This is a genomic window from Hydrogenophaga taeniospiralis CCUG 15921 (assembly GCF_001592305.1).
GTDB lineage: Bacteria > Pseudomonadota > Gammaproteobacteria > Burkholderiales > Burkholderiaceae_C > Hydrogenophaga > Hydrogenophaga taeniospiralis.
This window is the reverse complement of record NZ_BCWR01000010.1, coordinates 107,075-120,947: the sequence shown is the minus strand read 5'-3', so window position 1 is coordinate 120,947 and position 13,873 is coordinate 107,075. Positions and strand designations below refer to the sequence as shown.

The window sequence follows — 13,873 nt, the reverse complement described above, 5'->3', positions numbered from 1 at the left end:
GACGTTCACCCGCGCAACACGGCGGCGCGGGTGCGCAGGGCGTCTTCGAACGCGCCCAGCATCTCGTCGCAGGCCGCGTCGTCGAACGGCAGCGACAGGGTCACCAGCCCCCGCTGCGCCATGTAGACCCCGCGTTCCAGCAGGTCGAAGAACAACAGTTCCTTCAGCAAGGTGTTGGACGTGGCCAGGTCCGCGGCACAGTGCACTGGCCCGCTCATGCCGTGCAGGTTCATGACCGAACCCAGGCCGGTGAATTGCGCCGCTACGCCATGCGTCTGCAGCACGGCGTTGAGCCGCTCGCGCAGCCGGTCGCCACGCTGGTTCAATGCCGTCAACGCCTCCTGCGTCAGCACCTGCTGCAGGCCGGCCAGACCGGCGGCCATCGACAGCACGTTGTTGTTGAAGGTGCCCGCGTGCGACAGGGCATTCGCGCGGCGCGGGTCGAACTGCGCCATGCAGTCCACGCGCCCACCGAAGGCCCCGAACGACAGGCCACCGCCGAAGTACTTGCCGATCACCGTCAGGTCGGGCGTGATGCCCAGCTGAGCCTGCCGCCCGCCGATGGAGAGGCGCGAGGTCTGCACCTCGTCGAACACCAGCAGGGCACCACAGCCACGGGCCAGCTCGCTCAGGCCGCGCAGGAATGCGGGCTCACCCGGGATGCAACCACCCGCACCCAGCATCGGCTCAACGACGATCGCTGCCAGCGTCGGGCCGTGCGCGTGCACCAACGCCTGCGCGGCGGCCAGGTCGTTGTAGGGCGCCACCACGTACGCGTGGGGCACGTTGATCGGCGAACCACCTCGGCCGAAACTCAGCAGGCCCCCGTGGTAAGCCCCGTCGAACACCATGATCTTCGGCCGGGCGGTGAAGGCCTTGGCCGTGGCCAGCGCCAGCAGGCTGGCTTCCGTGCCCGAGTTGGTGAAACGCATCAGGGCCATCGACGGAAAACGCCGCTGGATCTCTGCCGCCAGCGCCACCTCGCGCCGGTTGTGGGACGAGAGGCTCAAGCCATCGGCCAGCGCGTCAATGATGGCTTGCCGGATCACGGCGTTCGAGTGGCCGTACAGCCCCGCGGTGAACTCTCCCAGGGCATCGAGGTAGCGGTGACCGTCGGCGTCCCACAGGCGGGCCCCCTCTCCCCGCACCATGGTCAGTGGAAAAGGCGCATGAAACAGCACGCTGCGCGTATTGCCCCCGGGCATGACGGTGGCCGCCTCGGCCAGCTGGCGCTCGCTGGCCGGGTTGCGTTCGCGGTAGCGCGCGCGGGCGGCTTCGAGGGTATCGATGAGGTTCATGGCCGTTCCTTCGCATCGTCTGTTCCTGTACAGTGTACAAGACGTTGCAAGGTTTTCGAACACCGGTATCCTCGCACCCCATGACCACCACCCCACCCGCCTCTGCTCCATCGAGACCCGGCGACAGCCTCACCCGCGACGCCGTGCTGGTGGCCGCTCTGGCGCTCATCGACCGCAAGGGCGTGGCGGGTTTCAGCGTTCGCGACCTGGCGCGCGACCTGGGCGTTTACCCCACGGCCCTGTACTGGCACGTGCCGGGTCGCAACGCCCTGATCGCAGGTGCCGTGGCACTGGCCCTGGGCGACCTCAAGCCCGCGCGTCGGCCAACCGACTGGGCCGCGGGCGTGCGCGCGCTGTTCCGGCGCTACCGCAAAGCCGTGCGCGTGCACCCCGCCATCGCCCCGGTGCTCGGTGCCCAGCTGGTTTCCAACGAGAGCATGCCGGCCGAGCTCGTGGAGCACATGCTGATGCTGCTGGAGCGCGCGGGCTTTTCCGGCGACCAGCTGCGCCACGCCTACAACACGCTGGTCGCGGGCATGGTGGGTTTCGTCACACTGGAACTTGCCCCTCTGCCCGACGAAGACCCCGAGGGCTGGGCCACGGCGCACCGGCAGCGCATGCAGGAGGTGGACGCCCGGCAATGCCCCACGCTGGCGCGCGAAATGCCCCATCTGGCGCGCGGCGCCTTCGTGGTCCGCGCCTCCAGCGGCGTCGATCAGCCGCTGGACCAGAGCTTCGAGTTCTGGACCGAGACGGTGATCCAGGGGCTGGCGGCCATGCGGGAGCGTTCGGCCCCTTAGGCTTCCGAAGCCGCCTCCCCCTTGCCCAGCCCGTGTTTCCTGATCTTGTCGACCAGGGTGGTCTTGGCGATGCGCAGCGCCTTGGCGGTCTGGCCCACGTTGCCGGCGTGGCGCTGCAGGGCATCGGCGATCAGGCTGCGTTCGAACTGCTCGACCGTTTCGGTCAGCGTGGGCTGCGCATCGTTGCCTGATGCTTCGGGCGCCGGCCCGTGGGGCGACACCCACTGCGGGCCCACCCCCAGCACCAGCGCATCGGCCACGTTGCGCAGCTCGCGCACATTGCCGGGCCAGTCGCGCGCCATCAGCTGGCGCAGCTGCGCCTGCGGCAGCCGGGGCTCGGGCCGGTCGTAGCGGCTGGCGGCCAGCAGCATGAAGTGCTCCAGCAGCATCGGAATGTCTTCGCGCCGCTCGCGCAGCGGCGGCAGCTCGATGTTGACCACGTTCAGCCGGTACACCAGGTCGGAGCGGAAGCTGCCCTGCTGCGCGCGCGCCAGCAGATCGTCCTTGGTGGCCGCGACCACGCGCACGTCCACCGGAATGCTCTGGTTCGATCCCAGCCGCTCGATGCAGCGCTCCTGCAGCACGCGCAGCAGCTTGACCTGCACGCCCATGGGCATGCTTTCGAGCTCGTCGAGGAACAGCGTGCCACCGTTGGCGTGTTCGATGCGGCCGATGCGGCGCTTCTGCGCCCCGGTGAAGGCGCCGGGTTCATGGCCGAACAGTTCGCTGTCGAGCAGGCTGTCGGGCAGGCCGCCGCAGTTGAGCGCCACATAGGGCGCGTTGCGGCGCCGCGAATGGTCGTGCAGTGCGCGCGCCACCACCTCCTTGCCGGTGCCGGTTTCGCCGCGGATCAGCACGTCCACCGGCGAGTCGGCCACCTCGGTCACCAGCTGCCGCACGCGCGCGATGGCCGGCGAGTGGCCGACCAGCTTGCCTTCGAGCCCTTCGCTGAGCGTCAGCGCGCGGCGCAGGTTCGCCACCTCCAGCGTCAGGCGGCGCTTCTCCAGCGCGCGCTGCACCACCTCCACCAGCTGCTCGGGCGAAAAGGGCTTGGGGATGAAGTCGTAGGCGCCGCTGCGCATGGCCTGGACGGCCAGGTTCACGTCGCCGTGGCCGGTGATCATGATCACCGGCAGGTCGGGGTCGATGTCGCGCGCCTCGCAGATCACCGACAGGCCGTCGGCCCCGGGCAGGCGCATGTCGGTCACGATCACGCCGGCCAGGCCAGGGCTGATGTGTGGCAGCACGGCCTCGGCCGACTCGAAAGCGCGCACCGGGATGTCGGCCAGTTGCAGGGCCTGCACACAGCCCAGCTGCACGGCGGCATCGTCTTCCACCAAAAGGACGGTCAGGGCGCGATTCATGGGGTCACGGGGGTTTTCGGGTGCATGGAGGCTTGCCAGAGGGGAACGGTGAGCGTGAAACAGGCGCCGCCACCGGGGACGTTGTGCGCCTGCAGTTCACCCTGGAATTCTGCGGCAATGTCGCGGCAGATCACCAGGCCCAGCCCGAGGCCGGCACCACTGGCCTTGGTGGTGTAGAAGGGCTGGAACAGGTGCGCCAGGTCGGTCTCGCTCAGGCCCTTGCCGCTGTCCTGCACGTGGATCGCCAGCACGGGCGGCTGCGCCGCCGGCAGCGCTTCGGCCGTGATCTGCAGCCGCTTGTGCGGTGCGTCGCGCAGGGCATCGAGCGCATTGCCGATCAGGTTGATCAGCACCTGCTCCAGCCGGTTGGCGTCACACCACACCGTCCATTGCCCGGGCTGGCAGCGGTTGTCGGCCTCCACCTTTTCGTGGCGCAGGCGCAGCTGGAACAGGAACAGCGCCTGCTCCACCACGCGACCCGCGTCGGTGGCCTCGGGGCAGGCGGTCGATTTGCGCGAGAAGCTCTTGAGCGGGTCGATGATGCGTGCCATCTGCTCCACCAGCCGGGCCATGATCAAGAGGTTTTCCTGCGCCGCGTCGGCGTTGCCCCGCCGCAGGAATTCGGCCGCGTTGCCCGACAGGGTGCGGATCGCGCCCAGCGGCTGCGTGAGTTCGTGCGTGATGCTGGCGGCGAGCTGGCCCAGCACGGCCATCTTGCCCGCGTGCACCAGCCCGTCCTGCGCCGCCCGCAGGGTCTTTTCGGTCTGCTCGCGCTCGGCCACCTCCTTGCGCAGCAGGGTGTTGGCATCGGTGAGTTCCTGCGTCCTTCGGCCCACCTCCTGCTCCAGCTCGGCGTTGGCCTGTTCGAGCAGGCGCTTGGCGCCCAGCTTCTGGCGCTCGATGCGCTGGCGCTGTGCCCAGTACAGCGCCAGCAGGATCACAAAGGCCACGGACACGGCGCCACCCACGCCGTCCAGCAAGGCCTGGTGCCGCACCGACGCCAGGCTGGTGAAGATCAGCACCCGCCAGTCCATGCCGTCCAGCGAACGCCCCAGGACCATGAAATCCGCCCGGTTGCGCGCTTGGCCCAGCGCCGCGGAGACCTTGGCCTCGTCGCCGTGCAGCAGGCCCTGCACTTCCTGCGTGTCTTCGTCCACCGAGAGCTCCACCTTCAGCGGGAACAGGGGCAGGCGCAGGGAGTCGTAGGTCTGGGCCAGTTGCAGGTCCACACGGCGTTCGGTCGGCAAGGGCGCCAGCGAGGTGTAGCGCCACGCTGGCTGGGACGACAGGATCACCACCTGGTTGGCGTCGGCCACCAGCGCGGGCGCGCCCAGCATCGGCCAGGTCTGTTCCAGCGCGTCCAGGCCGATCTTGATGGCCGCCACCCCCACCACCCGGGGGCCGTCGTAAATGGGGTGCGACGCGAAATAGCCCGCGTAGCCGCCGCTGCCGATGGCGAAGTGGCGCGTCGAGCGCCCGGCCAGGGCCTCCAGGAAGTACGGGCGGTACGAAACATCTTCGCCGCGCAGGCTGTCGTCGCGCTGCACCGCGTTGCTGGACGCCAGCACCACGCCGCGCACGTCCAGCACAAACACCGCCAGGCTGCCCAGGTGGGCATTCAGCCGGGAGAGGTAGTCGTTGGCGGCGGCGGCGTGCGCAGCGCCGGGCGCCTGCAGCAGCCGCAACACCGCGGGGTTGAGCTGGATGGTCGCCGGCACAGGCTCCAGGCGCCGCACGCGGGCCTCCACCACCGAGGCGAACAGGTCGAGCCGCCCGTTGGACGCGGCCTTCAGGCTGCTCGCGCCCTGCGCAAAGCTGCGCTGGTAGACCGCATAACCCGAGGCGGCGACGAGGGCCAGGGCCACCAGCGCCAGCAGCGCGCGCCGCAGGGCCACCCCGGGGCGACGGCGCGGCGGGGCTGGGGGCGGACCGAACGGCGGTGCGGGGTGGATGGTGACCTCAGTTGGAAGAACTCAGTGGGCCAGGATTTTCGACAGGAAATCCTTGGCCCGTGGCGAGCGCGCGTCCGGGTTACCGAAGAACGCGTCGCGCGGGCAATCTTCGACGATTTTGCCGGCATCCATGAAGATCACGCGGTGGCTGACCTTCTTGGCGAAGCCCATCTCATGGGTGACGCACATCATGGTCATGCCCTCCTGGGCGAGCTGGACCATCACGTCGAGCACCTCGCCCACCATCTCGGGGTCGAGCGCCGAGGTCGGCTCGTCGAACAGCATCACGATCGGGTCCATGCTCAGCGCGCGGGCAATCGCCACCCGCTGCTGCTGGCCGCCGGAGAGCTGACCGGGGAACTTGTCCTTGTGCGCCATCAGGCCCACGCGGTCCAGCATCTTCAGGCCGCGGGTCTTGGCCTCGTCGGCGTTGCGGCCCAGCACCTTGATCTGCGCCAGCGTCAGGTTCTCGGTCACGCTCAGGTGCGGAAACAGCTCGAAGTGCTGGAACACCATGCCGACGCGGCTGCGCAGCTTGGGCAGGTTGGTCTTGGGGTCGGCGATGCTGATGCCGTCCACCACGATGTCTCCCTTCTGGAAAGGCTCCAACGCGTTCACGGTCTTGATCAGGGTGGACTTGCCCGAGCCGGATGGGCCGCAGACCACCACCACCTCACCCTTCTGGATGGAGGTGGTGCAGTCGGTCAGCACCTGGAAGCTGCCGTACCACTTGGAAACGTTCTGGATGTTGATCATGGTTCTTCTCCTGATCCTCAGCGGATGATGGCGATCTTCTTCTGCAGGCGACGCACCAGCATCGACAGCGAGAAACAGATGACGAAATAGACGACGGCGGCGACCAGGTAGGTCTCGACCGGGCGGTTGAAGTTCTTGCCGGCGACCTCGAAGCCCTTGAGCAGGTCGTAGGCGCCGATGGCGTACACCAGCGAGGTGTCCTGGAACAGGATGATGGTCTGCGTCATCAGCACCGGCAGCATGTTGCGGAAGGCCTGCGGCAGCACGATCAGCTGCATGGTCTGGCCATAGGTCATGCCCACCGCGTAGCCCGCGTTGACCTGGCCCTTGGGCACGCTCTGGATGCCCGCGCGCATGATCTCGGAGTAGTAGGCCGCCTCGAACACCGTGAAGGTGATGATGGCCGAGAGCTCCGCGCCCATGGGCTGCCCGATCAGCAGCGGAATGAGCAGGAAGAACCACAGGATCACCATCACCAGCGGGATGGAGCGCAGGGTGTTCACATAGAACGCGGCCGGCATCACCAGCCACTTCTTGCCCGAGAGGCGCATCAGCGCCAGCACCGTGCCCAGCGCGATGCCACCGAGCATCGCGACCAGCGTGAGCTGCGCCGAAAAGATCAGGCCCTTGAGCACGAAGCTCGAGAAGACCGACCAGTCGAGGAAAGCGAAATCGAGATTCATGTCAATGGCCTCCGATCATGCCGGGCACCTGCACCTTGTGTTCGATGAACAGGGCAATGCGGTTGATGACAAAGGCCGAGATGAAGTACAGCCCGGTCACGGCCAGGTAGACCTCGACACCGCGCGAGGTTTCTTCCTGCGCCTGCATGGCGAACATGGTCAGCTCGGCGATGGACACCGCGAACGCCACCGAGGAGTTCTTGATGATGTTCATGCTCTCGCTGGTCAGCGGCGGAATGACGATGCGAAACGCCATCGGCAGCAGCACGTAGCGGTAGGTCTGCGTCAGCGTCAGGCCCATGGCTAGGCCGGCGTAGCGCTGACCCTTGGGCAGGCTCTGGATGCCGGCGCGCACCTGCTCGGCAATGCGCGCGGAGGTGAAGAAACCCAGCGCGAACACCACCAGGATGAGGCTGGGCACCTGCTGGAGCGGCGGAATCAGCGCCGGCAGCACGTGGTACCACAGGAACACCTGCACCAGCAGCGGTATGTTGCGAAACAGCTCGGTCCACACATTGCCGATCACCACCAGCGCGCGGCTGGGCGTGGTGCGGAAGATGCCCATGACCGAGCCCACCACCAGCGCCACCACCAGGGCCAGCACGGCGACGCTCAGCGTCCAGCCCCAGGCCGACAGCAACCAGTCCAGGTAGGTGATGTCGCCGCCCTGGCCAAAACAGCTGGGGCGCACCTCACCATCGATGGTGTCCTTGCAGAACACCTGCCAATCCCATGTACTCACGGAGATTTCCCTCGAAAAAAGAAGCCGCCCGAAACAGATCGGACGGCATGCTCATGCCTTCAGAGTCGCCAGATCACTTTTTTGCGTAGTCTTCCATCGGCTTGTCGTTCGGGGTGGCCCAGGCCGCTTTCGTGTTTTCGTTGGCGACCATGCCCACCTTGGTGTTGGCCGGGGGAATGGGCTGCTCAAACCATTTGGTCCACAGCTTGGCCACGTCGCCCGACTTCATCATGGCCTTGACGCTGTCGTCCACGGCTTTCTTGAAGGCCACGTCGTCCTTGGGCAGCATGATGGCGATCGGCTCGACCGACAGCACTTCACCGACGATCTTGAAGTCGGCCGGGTTCTTGGACTTGGCAATGTTGCCGGCCAGGATGGCGCCGTCCATCACGAAGGCGTCGGCACGGCCGCTCTCCAGCAGCAGGAAGCTGTCGGCGTGGTCCTTGCCGTAGACCTGCTCGAAGTCCACGCCGGTGGCGCGCTCGTTCTTGCGCAGGGTCTGTACGGAGGTGGTGCCGGTGGTGGTGGCAACCTTCTTGCCGTTGAGCTGGGCCACGGAGGTGATGCCGGAATTGGCCTTCACCGCGATGCGCACTTCTTCCACGAAGGTCGTCACGGCGAAGGACACGTCTTTCTGGCGCGCGGCGTTGTTGGTGGTGGAGCCGCACTCGATGTCGACCGTGCCGTTCTGCATCAGGGGGATGCGGTTCTGCGAGGTCACCGGCTGGTACTTGATGTCCAGCTTGGCCAGACCCAGCTGCTTCTGGATGTCGCCGAGCACCTTCTGGCAGATTTCCACGTGGTAGCCCACGAACTTGCCGTCGCCCAGCGTGTAGGACAGGGCGCCTGAGCTTTCACGCACGCCCATCGTCACGGAACCACTGTCCTTGATCTTCTTCAGGGTGTCGACGGATTGCGCCAGAGCAGCCGAGCTGGCCAGCATGGCGGCCACGACAAACAACGATTTCTTCATAAAGATGCACCTGTCTTGGTTGGTGGGTTGGAGGAAAGGGAAAGGGAAAGGGAAAGGGAAAGGGAAAACCATTCAGCCAGGAACGTAGTCCGTGGGGTACTTCCAGAAATCCTTCAGCAGGTAGTTCATGGGTAGGTTCAAGGCCCGACCGGAAGGGGGAATCGGCTGGTTGAACCAGCGGTCGTAGATCGCGTGGGCCTCCCTGGACTGGATCAGCCGCTTCATCTCGTCGTCGACCAGTCGCTTGAACTCCAGGTCGTGCTTGGACAGCATGATGGCCAGCGGCTCGATGGTCAGGAACTTGCCCACCACCTTGAAGCGGCTGGGGTCGGGCCGCCCCGCGGCCAGGCCGTAGAGCAGCACGTCGTCCATCACGAAACCATCGGCCTCGCCCTGCTCCACCATCTCAACCCCGCGCGCATGGTCGTCGGCTTCGAGGATCGTGATGCCCAGGAGGTATTCGCTGTTGGCGCGGGTCACGGCCTTCAGCGGTGTGGTGCCCTTGGTGGAGACCAGCTTCTGCCCCCTGAAGTCGCGCACCACCTGCACCGCGCTGTCGGCGCGCACCAGATAGCGGGCGCCGGCGATGTAATGAGACACGGTGAAGGCCACCTTCTGCCGGCGCTCAGCGTTGTTGGTGGTGGAGCCGCACTCCAGGTCGGCCTTGCCCTCTTCCACCATGGTCATGCGGTTGGCCGGCGTGACCTGCACGAAGCGGTGCGCGAGCGTGTCCAGCGCCAGCTTTTTGCGCACGGCCTCGGCCAGCTTCAGGCACAGATCGATCGCATAGCCCACCGGCTTGCCGTCGGCATCAAGAAACGAAAACGGCACCGACGACTCGCGGTGTGCCAGCACGATGGTGCCGTCCTTCTGGATGCGATCCAGCACCGGGCCGGCCCCCGCCCACAACGGTGCCGAAGCCAGGGCCACCGCCCAGAAAAACCGATTCAGACAGGTCATGGTGATCACCCCAACGGTTGATCGGTCGGCGACCGATACAGCTCCAGCAACGCATCCGGCGGCGGCCAGTTCAGATTCAGGCCCCTGGGCGGGATCGGGCTCTGGAACCAGCGGCGGTAGATCTTCAGGGCCTCGCCCGAGCGCATCAGCTGCGTGAGGCTGCGGTCCACCACCGCCTTGAAAGCGGGGTCGTCCTTGCGCAGCATGCAGGCGTAGACCTCGGCCGCCATGGGCTGGCCGACCACGCGCCAGTCCTCGGGCCTGTCGGCCTTGGCGCGCAGCCCGTAGAGCACGGCGTCGTCCATCAGGAACGCGACGGCCCGCCCGCTGTGCAACTGCGCGAACGCCTCGCCATGGTCTTTCGCCGTGGCGATGTCGATGCGCTGACCGGTGGACTCGCTGTGCAGCATGAGCTGGCGTTCGCTCGTGGTGCCGGCGGTGACCAGCACGCGCCGCCCGTTCAGGTCGCTCAGCCCGGAGACGCCGGAGTCCACCCGGGTGAGCAGGCGGGAGCTGGTCTGAAAGATGGAGACCGAAAACGCCGCATGGCGCGCGCGCTCGCGGTTGTGCGTGGTGGAGCCGCACTCCAGGTCGACCGAGCCGTTCTGCACCAAGGGAATCCGGTTCTGCGAGGTCACCGGCACCAGCTTGACCGCCAGCGCGGGCAGCTTGAGTTCCTTCTTGATGCTCTCCGTCACGGCCAGCATCAGGTCGTGCGAATAGCCCACCACCTGGCGGCGGTCGTCGTAGTACGAGAACGGCACCGACGACTCGCGGTGTCCCAGGTTGATCGTGGCCGTCTGGGCAATCTTCTGCAGCGTGGTGAGCGCGGGCGCCTGGGCCTGCGCGCTCAAGGCGCAGCACAGCAGCAGAAGGGAGGGCAGGAAACGGGTCATGGTCATGGGTGGAGCTTGCCGTCCTTAGCGCAAGCGCCATGCCAGTCGGTACAAACCCTAGGGACCGACCTCAAAACGGGCGCATGACCCCGGAATTCGGGCGCCAACGGCCCCTGTGGCGCACCGGAGCGAACGGAAATCCGTTCGCCTGGCAGCACCCAAAAACGGATTTCCGACCGCCGCCGCAGCCTCGGCCGCGCAGCCCCGCTGCGTCAGACCCGCGACGGTGAGCCCGGCAGCACGTGGCCGGTTTCGAGCAGGGTCTTGAGGTTGGAGAGCACTTTCGGCCAGCCGCCCGACACGCCCGCGAGCATCTCGGGGTCGCGCTCGAGGTCGGTGTGGGTGACGGTGAGCCGCACGAGCCCGTCCGTGTGCAGCTCGATGTCGAACGCCACCCGCGAGTGCTTCGACGCGTCCTCGGCGTCCGCCGGCCGGGCCCAGGTGTAGACGAGCCGGCGCGGTGCACGGCTCTCGATCACCGTGCCGACGATGCGGGCCTGGCCCGTGCCGTCCATGGGCTGGTGCTCCCAGCGGGAGCCGGGCTGCCAGTCCGACACGTTCACATAACCCGGGCAGTCCGTGCTCAGACCGCACCAGTACTGGCGCATCACGTCGGTGTCCACCAGGGCCTGCCACACCTTCTCGGGCGTGGTCGCGATGTAGGTCACGTACACGAAGTCAGGTTTTGTCATGGCCATCCCTTTCCAGTTGGGTTTTGAGGTCGTGCAGGGCACCCAGGCGGGCGCGCTCGAACTTCCCGATCCAGCGTTCATGAATCTCGTGCAGCGGCACGGGGTTCAGGTAGTGCAGCTTTTCCCGGCCCTGCCAGACGACGGCGACGAGGTTGGCCGCTTCGAGCTGCTGCAGGTGCTGCGTCACGGCCTGGCGGGTCATGTCCATGTGCTCACAGAGGGCCGAGAGCGTCTGGCCGTTGTCCTGGTGCAGCAGATCCAGCAGGCGCCTGCGGCCCGGGTCGGCCAGCGCTTTGAAGACTTTATCGATGTCCGACAACCGGGTTGACAAAATAGGTTCACCACAAGGAACGCGCGCCATGGGTCATAAAGGCAGACCCCGGCGCCGCGAACGATGATATGCGTTCGGCGGTGCCGCGGGGTCTGGCCAGCGCAGGCGCGGGTGCCGGGTTGGCGTGGCATCAGTCCTTGTCGTGGAGCCGGATGTCGTGCGGGTTGGGCATGCCCTTGCCGGTTTCCAGCAGCGACTTCAGGCTCACCATGTAGACCGCCCACTTGGTGGTGCAGTGGTACATGAATTCCACCGGCTCCTTCCAGCCCTGGTGTTTGAGGAGCACGACGCAGTAGTCGCCCTCCTGCTTCAGATCCCAGCTGACCGTGGTGCCGATCCAGTCTTCGGGCCCATCGACCACCTGCCACAGCACCCGCTTGGCGGGCTGGAGTTCCAGGACCTTCATGTGGATGGCGCCGAGTTCGGCGCCATCGGAGGTGAAGCGAAAGGCGATCACGCTGCCCACCTGGCCCTCCCCTTGCGTTTGGGTTGTCCACCAGCCAGCCAGGCCTTCGCGCGTGCTCAGCGCCTTGAAGACCTCATCCGGCGACGATTTGATGCCGACTCTGTTCAGGATATCCACCATGACTGCTCCTTGCGGGTTGATTGAAACGACGGCGTGCGGGGCGATGAAGTGAAGGCTGTACCGATGCCTCAGACACGTGGCGGATAATATGCAAGTAAATACTTGCATGTCAAACAACGCCGCAAAACCCTGTTGCCAGGCGTTTCAAAAACCGGATGCGTTGCGCGGGGTCGCCCGTGTGATGTAGAGGGCGTCGCCCAAGCCCACTCAGGTGGATCGGCGGCTCAACGAGTGCCCGCGGTGGGGCTCGCAGGCTGGGTCCTGCGCTGTCGCAGGGCCTCGGCCAGTTCACGGTCGTGGCCGTAGATGTCGGGGTAGAAATGCAGACGCCCCTGCTTCACCAGCGCCGTGCCATAGGTGATCAGCACCGGCACTGGCGTGGCGAGCCGAACGGCCTGCAGCCGCCCCGCGGCCATGGCTTCGCGCACCCGCGGCTCCGTCCACTGGGGCATGTCGTGCAACACGAACAGGGCCAGCTCCACCGGGTGCTCGACACGCACACAGCCGTGGCTGAAGTCGCGGCGGCCCTTGCCAAAGAGCTGCGCCGCGGGCGTGTGGTGCAGGTAGATGTGGTCCCGGTTCGGAAAGGAAAACTTGACCGCGCCCAGCGCATTCTTCGGCCCAGGGCGCTGGCGGATGCGGACACGACCCGCCATCACCTCGGCCAGCACGTCCGGGGTGACCTCGGTGCTGACGAGGCCGTCGGGCAGCACGAATTCCATGGCCTCACGCGCCAGGTAACCGGGGTCGCGCTGGAGTTTGGGGACGGTCTCGCTGCGCGCGATCGACGGCGGCACGTTCCAGTAGGGGCTGAACTCGATGCTGCGCATCTCTTCTTCGAACACGGGCGTGCGCGTGTCCAGGGCCTTGCCCACGATGATCTTCATGGTCTGGTGGATGACGATGCGGCCCTCGCGGATCTCGTAGGCGCGCAGCACGAACTCCGGGATGTTGACCACGATCATGCGCGGGGCCTCGGTCAGCGGCGTCCAGCGCAGCCGCTCCAGATTGAGGGCGATCTGCTCCGCGCGCTGGCCCGGCGTCACCTGCAGCGCGGCCCAGGTGTCCTTGCCAACCACGCCATCCACCTCTAGCCCATGGCGCTCCTGGAACCGCTGGACCGCCTCCACCCACACAGCTTCGTAGACCGCCGGCAGCGGTTCGTCGGCCACCAGATCGCCCAGCAGGCGCAGCCGTTCGGCCAGCAGGGCCATGCCGTCCCAGCTCTGGCCAGGCTCCAGCTTGCCGGGCCGGCCCGGCTTTTGACGGGCCGGGCGTGGCAACGGGGGCAGCTCCTGCAGCCAGGCGGGGTGGCCCACCAGCGCTCGCATGCGGGCCAGGGCCTGGCGCAGCGCTTCGTACTGCGACAGGCGTGGCACGGCCTCGCGCACCAGGTCGGCCAGTTGCCCGGCCTCCAGGCCCTTGCGCAGCCGTGCCGCCGGGTCAAAGCCGTCGCTGGCCGGTGGCTTGAACTGGTGGTTGAGGTGCCGCGGGTCCAGCCGGCCTTGGTGCAGATCACTCAGGTAGCGCTGCATGGCAGCGCTGAGCGCTTGCGCCAGCCGCTCCTGGGCCGCGTCGTCGGGGGGTGGCTCCAGAGCCGCCTCGGCCACCTGTAGGCCCAGCGCATCGACACCGTAGTCTTCGGCGATCAACCCATGGCCGGGCGCCTCGGCCAGCAGCTCCACCGCCTGCCAGGCCTGGGGCCTGGGCCGGCCCGCGTCGAACCACAAGGGCGCCTCGGACGCCCAGGCGCCACCCACGGCCAGCGTCAACGCGAGAGCCAGGCAGCGCAAGGATTGCAAGAAGAAGAGCGGAGTGGGCATGCGGTCATGCGCCGGGG

The 13,873-nt window shown here is 67.0% G+C and carries 14 protein-coding genes; 1 reads left to right on the top strand and 13 read right to left on the bottom strand.

Annotated features, from left to right (window positions below; genetic code table 11):
* Positions 1-5: 5 nt before the first annotated feature.
* A complete protein-coding gene (locus HTA01S_RS13680) occupies positions 6-1,298 on the bottom strand; it encodes an aspartate aminotransferase family protein (RefSeq protein WP_068172451.1) in 1,293 nt (430 codons plus the stop codon).
* 80 nt (positions 1,299-1,378) lie between these two features.
* Here HTA01S_RS13680 and HTA01S_RS13675 point away from each other — a divergent pair, with 80 nt between their 5' ends.
* Positions 1,379-2,098, top strand: a complete 720-nt coding sequence (locus HTA01S_RS13675; protein ID WP_068172448.1) for a TetR/AcrR family transcriptional regulator — start codon at positions 1,379-1,381, stop codon at positions 2,096-2,098.
* On the opposite strand, the gene HTA01S_RS13670 is transcribed toward HTA01S_RS13675, so the two are convergent.
* The 12 genes from HTA01S_RS13670 to HTA01S_RS13615 form a co-directional block, all read right to left on the bottom strand.
* Complete coding sequence (locus tag HTA01S_RS13670; protein WP_068172444.1) at positions 2,095-3,462, bottom strand: sigma-54-dependent transcriptional regulator; 1,368 nt, start codon at positions 3,460-3,462, stop codon at positions 2,095-2,097. The genes HTA01S_RS13675 and HTA01S_RS13670 overlap by 4 nt on opposite strands.
* Complete coding sequence (locus HTA01S_RS13665; protein ID WP_068172441.1) at positions 3,459-5,357, bottom strand: ATP-binding protein; 1,899 nt, start codon at positions 5,355-5,357, stop codon at positions 3,459-3,461. Before HTA01S_RS13665 ends, HTA01S_RS13670 begins: the two co-directional genes overlap by 4 nt.
* Positions 5,358-5,435: 78 nt before the next feature.
* The gene (locus HTA01S_RS13660; protein WP_068172438.1) at positions 5,436-6,170 is read right to left on the bottom strand and encodes an amino acid ABC transporter ATP-binding protein; all 735 of its coding nucleotides are present in this window, start codon (positions 6,168-6,170) and stop codon (positions 5,436-5,438) included.
* A 17-nt stretch (positions 6,171-6,187) separates the two neighbouring features.
* The gene (locus tag HTA01S_RS13655) at positions 6,188-6,853 is read right to left on the bottom strand and encodes an amino acid ABC transporter permease (protein ID WP_068172435.1); all 666 of its coding nucleotides are present in this window, start codon (positions 6,851-6,853) and stop codon (positions 6,188-6,190) included.
* Between the two features lies 1 nt (position 6,854).
* A complete protein-coding gene (locus HTA01S_RS13650) occupies positions 6,855-7,595 on the bottom strand; it encodes an amino acid ABC transporter permease (RefSeq protein WP_068172432.1) in 741 nt (246 codons plus the stop codon).
* Between the two features lie 73 nt (positions 7,596-7,668).
* Positions 7,669-8,568: an amino acid ABC transporter substrate-binding protein gene (locus tag HTA01S_RS13645; RefSeq protein WP_068172427.1), complete on the bottom strand. Its 900-nt coding sequence runs from the start codon at positions 8,566-8,568 to the stop codon at positions 7,669-7,671.
* A 72-nt stretch (positions 8,569-8,640) separates the two neighbouring features.
* A complete protein-coding gene (locus tag HTA01S_RS13640; RefSeq protein WP_068172783.1) occupies positions 8,641-9,528 on the bottom strand; it encodes an amino acid ABC transporter substrate-binding protein in 888 nt (295 codons plus the stop codon).
* 5 nt (positions 9,529-9,533) lie between these two features.
* Positions 9,534-10,430 carry a transporter substrate-binding domain-containing protein gene (locus tag HTA01S_RS13635; RefSeq protein WP_068172424.1) on the bottom strand — a complete coding sequence of 299 codons (897 nt, stop codon included), beginning with the start codon at positions 10,428-10,430 and terminating at the stop codon, positions 9,534-9,536.
* Between the two features lie 206 nt (positions 10,431-10,636).
* A complete protein-coding gene (locus HTA01S_RS13630) occupies positions 10,637-11,116 on the bottom strand; it encodes an SRPBCC family protein (protein WP_068172780.1) in 480 nt (159 codons plus the stop codon).
* Entirely contained in the window at positions 11,103-11,477 is a 375-nt protein-coding gene (locus HTA01S_RS13625; RefSeq protein WP_068172421.1) for an ArsR/SmtB family transcription factor, read from the bottom strand. The genes HTA01S_RS13630 and HTA01S_RS13625 overlap by 14 nt, the downstream gene beginning before the upstream one ends.
* Positions 11,478-11,577: 100 nt before the next feature.
* Positions 11,578-12,033 (bottom strand): SRPBCC family protein, encoded by a 456-nt coding sequence (locus tag HTA01S_RS13620; RefSeq protein WP_068172418.1) that lies wholly within the window; start codon positions 12,031-12,033, stop codon positions 11,578-11,580.
* Between the two features lie 224 nt (positions 12,034-12,257).
* On the bottom strand, positions 12,258-13,856 hold the full coding sequence (locus HTA01S_RS13615) for a L,D-transpeptidase family protein (RefSeq protein WP_068172415.1): 1,599 nt from the start codon (positions 13,854-13,856) through the stop codon (positions 12,258-12,260).
* Positions 13,857-13,873 lie beyond the last annotated feature (17 nt).

Bases quoted from the DNA above. Each gene is read 5' to 3' on its own strand.
- HTA01S_RS13640 (WP_068172783.1), bottom strand. From the start codon at position 9,528: ATGACCTGTCTGAATCGGTTTTTCTGGGCGGTGGCCCTGGCTTCGGCA.
- HTA01S_RS13645 (WP_068172427.1), bottom strand. From the start codon at position 8,568: ATGAAGAAATCGTTGTTTGTCGTGGCCGCCATGCTGGCCAGCTCGGCT.
- HTA01S_RS13660 (WP_068172438.1), bottom strand. From the start codon at position 6,170: ATGATCAACATCCAGAACGTTTCCAAGTGGTACGGCAGCTTCCAGGTG.
- HTA01S_RS13625 (WP_068172421.1), bottom strand. From the start codon at position 11,477: ATGGCGCGCGTTCCTTGTGGTGAACCTATTTTGTCAACCCGGTTGTCG.
- HTA01S_RS13630 (WP_068172780.1), bottom strand. From the start codon at position 11,116: ATGACAAAACCTGACTTCGTGTACGTGACCTACATCGCGACCACGCCC.
- HTA01S_RS13635 (WP_068172424.1), bottom strand. From the start codon at position 10,430: ATGACCATGACCCGTTTCCTGCCCTCCCTTCTGCTGCTGTGCTGCGCC.
- HTA01S_RS13675 (WP_068172448.1), top strand. From the start codon at position 1,379: ATGACCACCACCCCACCCGCCTCTGCTCCATCGAGACCCGGCGACAGC.
- HTA01S_RS13620 (WP_068172418.1), bottom strand. From the start codon at position 12,033: ATGGTGGATATCCTGAACAGAGTCGGCATCAAATCGTCGCCGGATGAG.
- HTA01S_RS13615 (WP_068172415.1), bottom strand. From the start codon at position 13,856: ATGCCCACTCCGCTCTTCTTCTTGCAATCCTTGCGCTGCCTGGCTCTC.
- HTA01S_RS13680 (WP_068172451.1), bottom strand. From the start codon at position 1,298: ATGAACCTCATCGATACCCTCGAAGCCGCCCGCGCGCGCTACCGCGAA.
- HTA01S_RS13655 (WP_068172435.1), bottom strand. From the start codon at position 6,853: ATGAATCTCGATTTCGCTTTCCTCGACTGGTCGGTCTTCTCGAGCTTC.
- HTA01S_RS13670 (WP_068172444.1), bottom strand. From the start codon at position 3,462: ATGAATCGCGCCCTGACCGTCCTTTTGGTGGAAGACGATGCCGCCGTG.